9 protein-coding genes are annotated in these 12,476 nt (G+C 62.2%); 1 reads left to right on the forward strand and 8 read right to left on the reverse strand.

All coding sequences use genetic code 11. The features are described 5' to 3' along the window. Nucleotides 1–287: 287 nt before the first annotated feature. The 4 genes from glmM to G3N95_RS30635 form a co-directional block, all read right to left on the reverse strand. Entirely contained in the window at nucleotides 288–1,646 is a 1,359-nt protein-coding gene (gene glmM, locus G3N95_RS30620) for a phosphoglucosamine mutase (protein WP_205973844.1), read from the reverse strand. Nucleotides 1,647–1,674: 28 nt separating this feature from the next. Beyond that, the gene (gene folP, locus G3N95_RS30625) at nucleotides 1,675–2,559 is read right to left on the reverse strand and encodes a dihydropteroate synthase (protein WP_205973845.1); all 885 of its coding nucleotides are present in this window, start codon (nucleotides 2,557–2,559) and stop codon (nucleotides 1,675–1,677) included. Nucleotides 2,560–2,694: 135 nt separating this feature from the next. Beyond that, the gene (ftsH, locus tag G3N95_RS30630) at nucleotides 2,695–4,584 is read right to left on the reverse strand and encodes an ATP-dependent zinc metalloprotease FtsH (RefSeq protein ID WP_028367723.1); all 1,890 of its coding nucleotides are present in this window, start codon (nucleotides 4,582–4,584) and stop codon (nucleotides 2,695–2,697) included. Between the two features lie 187 nt (nucleotides 4,585–4,771). Beyond that, nucleotides 4,772–5,434, reverse strand: coding sequence for an RlmE family RNA methyltransferase (locus tag G3N95_RS30635; RefSeq protein ID WP_205973846.1), 663 nt, complete (start codon nucleotides 5,432–5,434; stop codon nucleotides 4,772–4,774). A gap of 251 nt (nucleotides 5,435–5,685) precedes the next feature. On the opposite strand from G3N95_RS30635, the gene G3N95_RS30640 reads away from it, so the two are divergent. After that, nucleotides 5,686–6,249 carry a YhbY family RNA-binding protein gene (locus G3N95_RS30640; protein WP_205973847.1) on the forward strand — a complete coding sequence of 188 codons (564 nt, stop codon included), beginning with the start codon at nucleotides 5,686–5,688 and terminating at the stop codon, nucleotides 6,247–6,249. Nucleotides 6,250–6,404: 155 nt separating this feature from the next. On the opposite strand, the gene G3N95_RS30645 is transcribed toward G3N95_RS30640, so the two are convergent. From G3N95_RS30645 to carA, 4 genes are all read right to left on the reverse strand, one after another. Next, on the reverse strand, nucleotides 6,405–6,911 hold the full coding sequence (locus tag G3N95_RS30645) for a DUF4149 domain-containing protein (protein ID WP_205973898.1): 507 nt from the start codon (nucleotides 6,909–6,911) through the stop codon (nucleotides 6,405–6,407). A gap of 19 nt (nucleotides 6,912–6,930) precedes the next feature. Continuing rightward, entirely contained in the window at nucleotides 6,931–7,407 is a 477-nt protein-coding gene (gene greA, locus G3N95_RS30650; protein WP_205973848.1) for a transcription elongation factor GreA, read from the reverse strand. Nucleotides 7,408–7,558: 151 nt separating this feature from the next. Then, complete coding sequence (carB, locus tag G3N95_RS30655) at nucleotides 7,559–10,813, reverse strand: carbamoyl-phosphate synthase large subunit (protein WP_205973849.1); 3,255 nt, start codon at nucleotides 10,811–10,813, stop codon at nucleotides 7,559–7,561. 146 nt (nucleotides 10,814–10,959) lie between these two features. Beyond that, nucleotides 10,960–12,114 (reverse strand): glutamine-hydrolyzing carbamoyl-phosphate synthase small subunit, encoded by a 1,155-nt coding sequence (carA, locus tag G3N95_RS30660; RefSeq protein ID WP_205973850.1) that lies wholly within the window; start codon nucleotides 12,112–12,114, stop codon nucleotides 10,960–10,962. Nucleotides 12,115–12,476: the final 362 nt, after the last annotated feature.

Genomic DNA, 12,476 nt, shown 5'->3' on the forward strand with positions numbered 1-12,476 from the left:
ATAGTGACCCTTTGTGACAGTCATGTGACTATCCGTGAAGTTACTGTGACAGTCTTATTACGGGCGTGAAAGGCGCTACGCCAGGGTTTCTACTGCTGGAGCAGATGCGTGCTGAATCGGCGCTTTAACGCTCGAAATTGGCGGAGCGACAACGTTTGCGCGTTTCGTCATCGGTGTCGCAATTGTTTAAGTATTTTTTTAATGCTGCGACATCATTCGGGGCGCAAAAAAGGGCGGCATGGAGCCGCCCTTCTTGTGCTTCGGTCCGAAACCGCTTGCGTCGCAGGTCAGGACGTCGCCTGCTTGACGACGGCAGCGATCGTTTCCGCATGGTGCAAGGCATCCTTCTCGCGCGCAGCCTCCACCATTACGCGCAGGACGGGCTCGGTGCCCGAGGCGCGGATCAGCACACGGCCGCTGCCGTCGAGCGCGCCTTCCGCCTCGTTGATCGCACGACGGATCGCGTCGCTGCTCTTCCAGTCCGCGCCCGGCTGCATCCGCACGTTGATCAGCTTTTGCGGGAACAGCGTGACGCCCGCGAGCAGCTGCTCGAGCGAGCGGCCGCTGCGCTGCATCGCCGCGAGCACCAGCAGCGCGGAAACGATGCCGTCGCCTGTCGAATGTCGATCCAGCGACAGGATGTGGCCCGAGCCTTCCGCGCCCAGTTCCCAGCCGTGCTCGCGCAGCTTTTCCAGCACGTAGCGGTCGCCGACCGCGGCGCGCACGAACTGCACGCCCACCTTCTTCAGCGCGACTTCGACGGCCATGTTGGTCATCAGCGTGCCGACTGCGCCTTCGACCTTGCCTTGCGTCGCGATACGGTCCTGCACGAGCACGTAGAGCAGTTCGTCGCCGTTGTAGAGCCGGCCGTTCGCGTCGACGATCTGCAGACGGTCCGCGTCGCCGTCGAGTGCAATGCCGATATCGGCCTTGTTCGCGCGCACCGCGCGCACCAGCGCATCCGGCGCCGTCGCGCCGACGCCGTCGTTGATGTTGAAGCCGTTCGGCGACACGCCGATCGTGATCACGTCCGCGCCGAGTTCGTGGAACACATGCGGCGCCACGTCGTACGCGGCGCCATGCGCGCAATCGACGACCAGCTTCATGCCGCGCAGATCGAACGCCTGCGGGAAGGTGCTCTTGCAGAACTCGATGTAGCGGCCAGCCGCGTCATCCAGACGGCGTGCCTTGCCGAGCCGCTCCGAAGGCGCGCAGTCGAGTGGCTTGTCCAGTTGCTCTTCGATCTGCGACTCGACTTCGTCCGGCAGCTTGTTGCCGTCGGCGGAGAAGAACTTGATGCCGTTGTCGTAGTACGGATTGTGCGACGCGCTGATCACGACGCCTGCCGCGAGGCGCAGCGCACGCGTCAGATACGCGACGCCCGGCGTCGGCATCGGACCGGCCAGCATCACGTCGACACCCGCTGCCGAGAAGCCCGATTCCAGCGCGGCTTCGAGCATGTAGCCCGACACACGCGTGTCCTTGCCGATCAGCACCGTAGGCCGCGAGCCCGTCTTAGCCCAGGTGTCGGCGCCCGCCAGCACCTTGCCGGCCGCGTAGCCGAGGCGCAGCACAAAGTCCGGCGTGATCGGCGCATCGCCGACCTTGCCACGAATCCCATCCGTTCCGAAATACCGACGTGCCATATTGGAATTTTCCTCCCAAGCGTGGAGATCAGGCGCGCCGCGCTGCGTCGCGCGTCGCCGCCCATACTTTCAGTGCATCCACCGTCTGCGCCACATCGTGCACGCGGATGATTGCTGCCCCCCGTTCAGCCGCACACACGGCCGCTGCAATGCTTGCTGCCACCCGTTCGGGCGCGGGCCGGTTCACGACGGCCCCCAGCATCGATTTACGCGACATGCCGGCCAGAATCGGCAGCGGCGTGCCGACAACCGGCGATGTCTCAGGCAAGCGAGCGAGCAGCGCATAATTATGCTCGACCGTCTTCCCAAATCCGAAGCCCGGATCGACGCTGATGCGATTTTTCGCAACACCGGTTCTTATCATCGTATTGACACGTTCTTCCAGAAAGGCGCGGACGTCGGCAATGACATCGTCGTAAACCGGCTCGCCGACTTGCATCGTCTGCGGTTCGCCCAGCATGTGCATCACGCACAGGCCGCATTGGCTGTCACGCACCGCATCGATCGCACCGGGCATTCTGAAGCCCCAGATATCATTGATCAGATCAGCGCCCGCCGCCAGCGCATGGCGCATCACTTCGGGCTTGTAGGTATCGACGGAAACGGGAATGCCTGCGGCGCTGAGTTCCTTGACGAGCGGAATCACCCGCTGCAGTTCCTCATCGAGCGGCACGGGCGGCGCGCCAGGTCGTGTCGACTCGCCGCCGATATCGATGATGTCGGCACCGTCCGCCAATATCTTCTCCGCTTGCATCCGTGCCTTGCCCGGATCGGCATACAGGCCGCCATCGGAAAAGGAATCGGGCGTGACGTTGAGGATGCCCATCACGAGCGGACGTTCGAATGTGAACGTGAACCGGCCGCATTGCATCGGTTCGGGAATCGGATAAAGCGAGGAATCGGAGTTGGACACGAGAATGGGCGTAAGACAAAGGCAAAAGGTTTAGTACACACCGCAACAGAACTGCATCACGATCAGACCAGCATTAGAAATGAAAACGGGCCGGTGTGAAATCACACCGGCCCGTAAAACACCTTTAACCGATTATCAGGTAGCCGGCGCGGTCGCGCTGCCCGGCTTGACTTCCGTGCCCGGGCTGCTGCCGCCCGAAGCATCGCCCGGCGACGGGCTGCTCTTCGGCGAGCGCGGCGGGCGTCCGGCCATGATGTCGTTGATCTGATCGGCGTCGATCGTTTCCCACTCCATCAGCGCGGCAGTCATTGCTTCGACCTTGTCGCGGTTCTCGTCCAGCAGGCGCTTCGCGAGGCTGTACTGCTCGTCGAGCACGCGGCGGATTTCCGCATCCACCTTCTGCTGCGTCGCTTCGGAAATCGTACGCGTGAAGCCGCGGCCGAACGGCGACTGATCGTTCTCGTCGTCGACGTACACCATCGGCCCCAAGGCGTCCGTCATGCCGAAGCGGGCGACCATTGCGCGCGCCGTGGACGTGGCCTTGTTGAAGTCGTCCGAAGCGCCCGTGCTGATCAGGTTCAGGAACAGCTCTTCCGCCACCCGGCCGCCGAACAGAATAGCCAGACGGTCAAGCAGATAGTCCTTCGAATACGTTTCGTTGTCGTGCTCCGGCAACTGCCATGTCACACCCAGCGCACGGCCACGCGGAATGATCGTGACCTTGTGCACGGGATCGGCCTTCGGCAGAAGCTTCGCGATGACCGCGTGGCCAGACTCGTGGTATGCCGTCGCGCGCTTCGCGTCCTCGCGGATCACAGCCGACTTGCGCTCCGGACCCATGAAGATCTTGTCCTTCGCGTCTTCGAAGTCCTGCATTTCAACGATGCGCTTGCCACGGCGTGCCGCGAACAGCGCCGCTTCGTTCACCAGGTTCGCGAGGTCCGCGCCCGAGAAGCCGGGCGTGCCGCGCGCGATCACTGCCGCGTCGACGTCATTCGCGATCGGCACCTTGCGCAGGTGCACCTTCATGATGTGCTCGCGGCCGCGGATGTCCGGCAGGCCAACGTACACTTGACGGTCGAAACGGCCCGGACGCAGCAGCGCCTTGTCCAGTACGTCCGAACGGTTCGTCGCAGCGATCACGATCACACCAGAGTTCGCCTCGAAACCGTCCATTTCGACGAGCATCTGGTTCAGCGTCTGCTCGCGCTCGTCGTTACCGCCGCCCATGCCGGCGCCGCGATGACGGCCGACCGCGTCGATTTCGTCGATGAACACGATGCAAGGCGCATGCTTCTTGGCCTGTTCGAACATGTCGCGCACGCGAGCCGCACCCACGCCGACGAACATTTCGACGAAATCCGAACCCGAGATGCTGAAGAACGGCACTTTCGCTTCACCAGCGATGGCGCGTGCAAGCAGCGTCTTACCGGTTCCCGGCGGGCCGACCAGCAGCACGCCACGCGGAATGCGACCGCCCAGCTTCTGGAACTTCTGCGGATCGCGCAGGAAGTCGACCAGTTCGGAGACTTCTTCCTTGGCCTCGTCGCAGCCTGCGACGTCCGAGAAATTGATCGCGTTGTTGTTCTCATCGATCAGACGCGCACGGGATTTACCGAACGAGAAGGCTCCGCCTTTGCCGCCCCCCTGCATCTGTCTCATCATGTAGAACCAGAATCCGATGATCAGGATGGTTGGTCCGAGGTAGTACAGCGCGGATACCAGCGCGTTCGGCTCGTCATCAGCCTTGCCGCTCACCTGCACGCCATACTTCATCAGGTCGCCGACCATCCAGATGTCGCCCGGCGACACGATCTGATACTTCTGACCGTCGGCCGGCGTCACCGTGAGGTTGCGCCCTTGCACGATCACGCTCTTGACCTTGCCGCTCTTTGCGTCATCCATGAACTGCGAATAGGAAACGCCTTCCTGGACACGGGGCTTGTCGAACTGCTTGAACACCGTAAACAGCACCAGTGCGATAACCAGCCACACTGCTGCTTTCGAAAACATGTTGTTGTTCAAAGCACCACTCCTTCACTCATAGACAAGCGCCTACATTTGCCTTGCGGCACCACTCAGGCATTCTAATCCAGTCCGAAGACCCCTGCCATAAGCATTCGCTACCGCACAAATAGCGTACCGCGCAACCTCAGCGCTCTTATTTTCCGGCGTGCCGGAAATGCGGGCTCACATATCACTGCACCCCAGTTCAACGGGGCCGCTTCAGATGCCTTCCCAAAATGAACGTCTCGGACGACTTGTCCCGGGACGCTTTCGGCTTGCGCGCGGCCACCGTCTTAAACTGATGCTTGAACTTTTCGACAATCTGGCTGTAACCGCTGCCGTGAAAGCATTTGACTAAAAGGGCACCATCGGGTTTCAGGTGGTTTTGGGCAAATTCCAGCGCGAGATCGCACACATGCTCGATCCGCGCGGCGTCCGCCACCGCCACTCCCGACAGGTTGGGCGCCATATCCGAAATTACAAGATCGACATCGCGATTTCCTACTACGTCCTCCAGCTGTTCGAGGACATTGTCTTCGCGAAAGTCGCCCTGGATGAAATGAACGTCGGCGATCGGCTCCATCGGTAGCAGGTCGAGCGCAATGATCGTGCCGTCGATGCCGCCTTCGCGCTGCGCATCGCGGTGCTTGCCCAGCGAAAGCTTGTTGCGCACGTACTGGCTCCAGCTGCCTGGCGCAGCACCGAGGTCCACGATGACCTGACCGGGCCGGATCAGCTTGTCCTGCTCGTCGATTTCCTTCAGCTTATAGGCGGCGCGGGCGCGATAACCCTCCCGCTGCGCCATTTTCACGTACGGATCGTTGATGTGGTCGTGCAGCCACGACGTGTTGAACTTGTTTTTTGCCATTAAACGTTGAACTCTTGCTACGTAATGCCGCGCTTTTAGCGGATAATACGCGTTTCATTCGCGCGGTTGCAGCCAAAGGCCGTGTTCCGCGCCGTGGTTCTGCTTGCTGTCCGCGCTGCCGTCGCACTTTCTGCCGGCGCCGTATTTTCCGCCCGCAGTTTTCTAACTTTTCGCGCGCCGCCTGCCGTTTCGCCGGATCGACCGATCCCTGCTCACGGGCGCCGCCATTTTAGTCGAGTCTTCCACTTCACATGCCCGCCCTCAAAGTTACTTCCGAACAACGCGCCGACTTGCGCTCCCAGGCTCACGCGCTCAAGCCGGTCGTGCTCGTCGGCGCCGAAGGACTGACCGACGCCGTGCTGGCCGAAATCAAGGTCCACCTGAAAGCGCACCAGCTGATCAAGATCCGCGTGTTCGGCGACGAGCGCGAAGAGCGCATCGCGATCTACGAAGAAATCTGCGACCGCCTGAATGCCGCGCCGATCCAGCACATCGGCAAGCTGCTCGTCATCTGGAAGCCAGAAAAGACGGCGACCGAACGCGCTCCGGCGGCGAAAACCAAAGCCGGCGCGAAACCGGCCGCGAAACGCGGCGCGCTACCGAGCGCCCGCGAAGCCGCAGAGGACGCGACGTCGAACAAGGGGCGCGCGCCCCGCGTCGTGAAGGTCGTCAAGGCGACCGACAATCCGCTGCGCCGCCCGAAGCCGCAAAAAGTAATCGTGCGCGGCAATGAGCGCGTCACGGCAGGCGGCAACATCAAGAAAGCCAAGAAACGCCAGACCAGCGCGAAGCGCATGCATCAGACGTCGAAGTAAGACGGAAACGGCGCGGAAAACGGGTTGAACATGTGGACCGCGCCGAACGAAGAGCAATCTTCATGGGCCGCATGATTCTGCAATCATCCGCTGCGGCTCGAGTCGCCTACCTGTCAGATCGCTGAAACCCACTTGCTGCCATCAGCGCGACCGAGTCAGCCCGCCGCCCGACCGGCGCCGCGTCCCGCCCCCTGCTCTACCGGCATCGCGATACCCGCCGGCAGTTTCCAGACGAGCGCGATACCCAGCAGGCTTTCGATCAGATAGAACACACTCGACACGCCGTGCAGCATGCCGAAGCGGCTTGCATAGACGGAGTGACCGACATCCGTGCCCGCTTCCTGCGCGGCAATGCGCAGCGCATTCATGAAAGGCTGCAACGCGAAATAACCGACCAACACGCACACCAGCATGCCGGCGATCAGCCAGCGAAGACGCCGGTATGCATCGCCGCCGCGCCGCACCAGCACATTACACAGCGCGAGCAGCAGCACGCCGCACACCACGCCGATCACGCCTTCGATGCGAAACAACTGCGCGGCAACCGCACCCGCCGTCATCCGGTCGAGCGACGTAAACAGCACGGGCGCCACGGCATAGCCGATGGTCAGCAAACTGCCGACCCACACGACCGTCAGCAGGCGGAACAGGCGATGCGGCATCGAAGACACGACTTCGGCCTCAAATATAACGGACCGCGATGATTTCGTACTCGCGCACGCCGCTCGGTGCCTGCACGGCCGCGACATCGCCTTCCGACTTGCCGATCAGCGCACGGGCGATCGGCGAGCTGACCGAGATCAGGCCGTGTTCGAGATCGGCTTCGTCGTCGCCGACGATTTGATAGGTAACCGAATCACCCGAATCGAGATCTTCGAGATCGACCGTCGCGGCAAACACGACGCGGCCTTCGGCGTCGAGCGCGGACGGGTCGATGATCTGCGCGGCCGCCAGCTTCGATTCGATCTCGGCGATGCGGCCTTCGATAAAGCCCTGCTTTTCTTTCGCCGCGTCGTACTCGGCGTTTTCCGACAGATCGCCCTGGGCACGCGCTTCCGCGATGGAATTGATGACAGCTGGACGCTCAACCGATTTCAAACGCTGCAATTCGTCGCGCAGCTGATCTGCACCGCGCTTCGTCAATGGAATAGTGCTCATAAACAACTCTTTGGCAAAAAACAGCCACAAAAAAAATCACCGCGGTTAAGTGCATCCCATACGGTGCGCAAATGTGGCACGAAGCCCGATCTGACACCTTAGGGACGCCGCTTAACCGCGGCACTTACGTCTTGGACAGAAATCTGAAGCCTTAGTTTAGGCGAGCATGGAGTCCTTGTAAATCATAGACTTCCAGGTCCTTCAGATAGCGCAAACCTTCAACGGCCGCACGCGCACCCGACATCGTCGTGTAGTACGTGACCTTGTTCGCCTGCGCGCTCATGCGGATCGAGCGCGAATCGGCGATAGCGGCACGCGTTTCGTCGACGGTCGTGAAGACCAGCGCGATCTCACCGTTCTTGATCATGTCGACGATGTGCGGACGGCCGTCCTTCACCTTGTTCACGACGCGCACCGGCACACCCGCCGCTTCGATCGCCGCCGCCGTGCCCTTCGTCGCAACCAGCGGATAGCCCAATTCATGCAGCATACGGGCGACTTCGACGGCCTTCGGCTTGTCGGCGTCCATCACGGTCAACAGCACCGTGCCCGACTCCGGCAGACGCGAACCCGCCGCGAGCTGCGACTTGAAGAGCGCCTCGCCGAACGTCTGGCCCACGCCCATCACTTCGCCCGTCGAACGCATTTCCGGTCCGAGCACCGGGTCGACGGCCGGGAACTTGACGAACGGAAACACCGCCTCCTTCACGCTGAAGTACGGCGGAATCACTTCCTTCGTAACGCCCTGCTGCGCGAGCTTCTGGCCGACCATCGCACGCGCCGCGATCTTCGCGAGCGGCAGGCTGGTCGCCTTCGACACATACGGCACCGTACGCGACGCGCGCGGATTCACTTCGAGCACGTAGATGATGTCCTGCTTCGAGCCGTCGGCTTGCGGCACCTGCTGGATCGCGAACTGCACGTTCATCAGGCCGATCACGTTCAGCGCCTTTGCCATCGCGCCCGTCTGACGCTTGAGTTCGGCGACGGTTTCCTTCGACAGTGAGTACGGCGGCAGCGAGCACGCGGAATCGCCCGAGTGCACGCCCGCCTGCTCGATGTGCTCCATCACGCCGCCGATGAACACCGTGTCGCCGTCCGAAATACAGTCGACGTCGCATTCGATCGCATCGTTCAGGAAGCGGTCGAGCAGCACGGGCGAATCGTTCGACACCTTCACGGCCTCGCGCATATAGCGTTCGAGATCGCGCGGCTCGTGGACGATTTCCATCGCGCGGCCGCCCAGCACGTACGACGGACGCACGACGAGCGGGTAGCCGATTTCCTCGGCGAGCTTCAGCGCTTCGTCTTCCGCCCGCGCGGTGCGGTTAGGCGGCTGGCGCAGGTTCAGGTCCTGCAGCAGCTTCTGGAAGCGCTCGCGGTCTTCCGCGGCGTCAATCATGTCCGGCGACGTGCCGACGATCGGCACGCCGTTCGCCTCCAGATCGAGCGCGAGCTTCAGCGGCGTCTGGCCGCCGTACTGGACGATCACGCCGAGCGGCTTTTCCTTGTCGACGATTTCGAGCACGTCTTCAAGCGTCAGCGGCTCGAAGTACAGGCGGTCCGACGTGTCGTAGTCGGTCGAAACGGTCTCGGGGTTGCAGTTGACCATGATCGTTTCGTAGCCGTCTTCGCGCATCGCGAGCGCAGCGTGCACGCAGCAGTAGTCGAACTCGATGCCCTGGCCGATCCGGTTCGGGCCACCGCCCAGCACCATGATCTTCTTGTTGTTCGTCGGGTTCGCTTCGCACTCTTCCTCGTAGGTCGAGTACATGTACGCGGTCCTGGTCGCGAACTCGGCTGCGCAGGTATCGACGCGCTTGTACACGGGGCGCACGTTCAGTTCGATACGGCGCTTGCGCACGTCGGTGCCCGTCACGCCGAGCAATTTGGCGAGACGGCGATCCGAGAAGCCGCTCTGCTTCAGATAGCGCAGTTCTTCCTTCGTGAGGCTCGCGAGCGTGCGGCCGTCGAGCGCCTTTTCCTTGCGGATGATCTCTTCGATCTGCGCGAGGAACCACGGATCGATCGCCGTTTCCTCGAAGATTTCCTGTTGCGTGAGACCCAGACGGAATGCGTCGCCGACGTACCAGATACGGTCCGGACCGGCTTCGCCGATTTCGCGGATCACTTCGTCGCGGCTGGTGGTCTTTTCGTCGAGACCGTCGACGCCGACTTCCAGACCGCGCAACGCCTTCTGGAACGATTCCTGGAACGTGCGGCCGATCGCCATCACTTCGCCGACCGACTTCATCTGCGTAGTCAGGCGCGGATCTGCTTCACGGAATTTCTCGAACGCGAAACGCGGGATCTTCGTGACGACGTAGTCGATGGTCGGCTCGAACGAAGCCGGCGTCTGACCGCCCGTGATTTCGTTCTTCAACTCGTCAAGCGTGTAGCCGACGGCGAGCTTCGCCGCGACCTTCGCGATCGGGAAGCCGGTTGCCTTCGACGCCAGCGCCGACGAACGCGACACACGCGGGTTCATTTCGATCACGATCATCCGGCCGTCTTTCGGATTGATCGAGAACTGGACGTTCGAGCCGCCCGTATCGACGCCGATCTCGCGCAGCACCGCGAGCGATGCGTTACGCAGGATCTGATACTCCTTGTCCGTGAGCGTCTGCGCCGGCGCGACGGTGATCGAGTCGCCCGTGTGAATGCCCATCGGGTCGAGGTTTTCGATCGAGCAGACGATGATGCAGTTGTCCTGCTTGTCGCGGACCACTTCCATCTCGTACTCTTTCCAACCGAGCAGCGATTCTTCGATCAGCAGTTCGCGCGTCGGCGACAGGTCGAGACCGCGCTTGCAGATCTCTTCGAATTCTTCGCGGTTGTACGCGATGCCGCCGCCCGAACCGCCGAGCGTGAACGACGGACGGATCACGATGGGGTAGCCGCCGCTTCCCGTGAACGCGGCGATTTCCGCGTGCACCTGCATCGCCTCTTCCATCGAATGCGCGATGCCCGACTTCGCCGAGCCGAGGCCGATCTTCGTCATCGCGTCCTTGAACTTCTGACGGTCTTCGGCCTTGTCGATCGCTTCCGGTGACGCGCCGATCAGTTCGACCTTGTACTTCTCCAGCACACCGTGGTGATGCAGATCGAGCGCACAGTTCAGCGCGGTCTGGCCGCCCATCGTCGGCAGGATCGCGTCCGGGCGCTCCTTCGCGATGATGCGCTCGACAACTTCCCATGTGATCGGCTCGATGTACGTGACGTCGGCCGTGTTCGGGTCGGTCATGATCGTCGCCGGATTGCTGTTGACGAGGATGACCTTGTAGCCTTCCTCACGCAGCGCCTTGCACGCCTGTGCGCCCGAGTAATCGAACTCGCACGCCTGGCCGATGATGATCGGACCCGCGCCGATGATGAGGATGCTCTTGATGTCTGTCCGCTTGGGCATAACGCTCTCGCTAATGTATTCCTGAGTTCTTACTGTTGGCGCGCCGGCGGTGTGCCGTTCGGATGAGGCCCGAATGGGCCAGCCGAACGGCGTCGCGGAGCGCGCCTTGTTACCGTCGCTATTCGGTCGCTGTTCGCGAGCTGCGCTTATGCCGCTGCCGACTTGCTGCCCTTCGCCTCATCCATCAACGCGGTGAAGCGATCGAACAGATAAGCGATGTCGTGCGGACCGGGCGACGCTTCCGGGTGACCCTGGAAGCAGAAGGCCGGCTTGTCCGTCAGCGCGAAGCCTTGCAGCGTGCCGTCGAACAGCGACACGTGCGTGACCTTTGCGTTCGCCGGCAGCGTGTCGGCGTCGACCGCGAAGCCGTGGTTCTGCGACGTGATCACGACGCGGCCATCTTGCAGATCCTTCACAGGATGGTTCGCGCCATGGTGGCCCGTCTTCATCTTCATCGTCTTCGCGCCGACGGCGAGACCCATGATCTGATGACCGAGGCAGATGCCGAACGTCGGAATGCCGCGTTCAATGAATTCGCGCGTCGCAGCGATCGCGTAGTCGCACGGTTCCGGATCACCGGGGCCGTTCGACAGGAACACGCCGTCCGGATTGAGCGCGAGTGCATCAGCGGCCGTGGCTTGCGCCGGCAGCACGGTGACGTGGCAGCCGCGCTCGGCGAGCATGCGCAGGATGTTGTACTTGACGCCGTAATCGAACGCGACCACACGGTAGCGCGGCGTGTTCTGCATGCCGTAGCCAGTGCCCAGACGCCATTCGGTTTGCTTCCATTCGTACGGCTTCTGCGTCGACACGACCTTCGCGAGGTCCATGCCCGCGAGGCCGGGAAACGAGCGGGCGAGTTCGATTGCCTTCGCTTCGTCATCCGAGCCTGCGAGAATCGCGCCGTTCTGCGCGCCCTTGTCGCGCAGCACGCGTGTGAGCTTGCGGGTGTCGATACCGGCGATCGCGACGACGCCTTCCGCCTTCAGATAATCGGGGAGCGTGCGCTCCATGCGGAAGTTCGACGCGAGAATGGGCAGATCACGGATGATCAGGCCGGCGGCATGGACTTTCGTAGCTTCGACATCTTCGGCGTTCACGCCGACATTGCCGATGTGCGGATACGTCAGCGTGACGATCTGGCGCGCGTAGCTGGGGTCGGTCAGGATTTCCTGATAACCGGTGATGGCGGTATTGAAGACGACTTCGCCGATCGTATGGCCGGGCGCGCCGATCGAGTAACCACGAAAGACCGTGCCGTCGGCGAGCGCGAGCAGAGCGGGAGAAAATGACGGCAACACGGGAGACTCCTTGGGGGAGCACCCTGTTGCCGACCTGTCTATCCGACCGTGCGGGCCGCGGCAGCAGCATCCTGGGATGCGCGCGCAGGCTCGCTCGCGTTGCGCTGTTCGCGGGAAGTCGCATCGGGCCTCGCGGAGCTGGCAGTCGGCCCATCGTGTAGGCGGACTGGCTGGTCACGGGCCGCTTGCGACGGTAGCCGGAAGTATGGACGAAGATACGACCGGGACTACAACGAAACGCGGCGGATGAACGGTGTGGGAGAGGTAGGCGCTAGGGTGCGGGTTGATAAGCTCAAACCTTGAAATTATAGCCTGAAACGACCCTCCTCTTCAAATCCGAGATGGGCGACCGACGGGCGAAC

The sequence above is a fragment of the Paraburkholderia sp. Tr-20389 genome, from assembly GCF_017104565.1.
In the GTDB taxonomy this organism is placed as follows: Bacteria; Pseudomonadota; Gammaproteobacteria; order Burkholderiales; family Burkholderiaceae; genus Paraburkholderia.

Coding starts and splice junctions, on each gene's coding strand:
- G3N95_RS30645 (WP_205973898.1), bottom strand. CDS start 6,911: ATGCCGCATCGCCTGTTCCGCCTGCTGACGGTCGTGTGGGTCGGCAGT.
- glmM (WP_205973844.1), bottom strand. CDS start 1,646: ATGGCACGTCGGTATTTCGGAACGGATGGGATTCGTGGCAAGGTCGGC.
- carB (WP_205973849.1), bottom strand. CDS start 10,813: ATGCCCAAGCGGACAGACATCAAGAGCATCCTCATCATCGGCGCGGGT.
- greA (WP_205973848.1), bottom strand. CDS start 7,407: ATGAGCACTATTCCATTGACGAAGCGCGGTGCAGATCAGCTGCGCGAC.
- G3N95_RS30635 (WP_205973846.1), bottom strand. CDS start 5,434: ATGGCAAAAAACAAGTTCAACACGTCGTGGCTGCACGACCACATCAAC.
- G3N95_RS30640 (WP_205973847.1), top strand. CDS start 5,686: ATGCCCGCCCTCAAAGTTACTTCCGAACAACGCGCCGACTTGCGCTCC.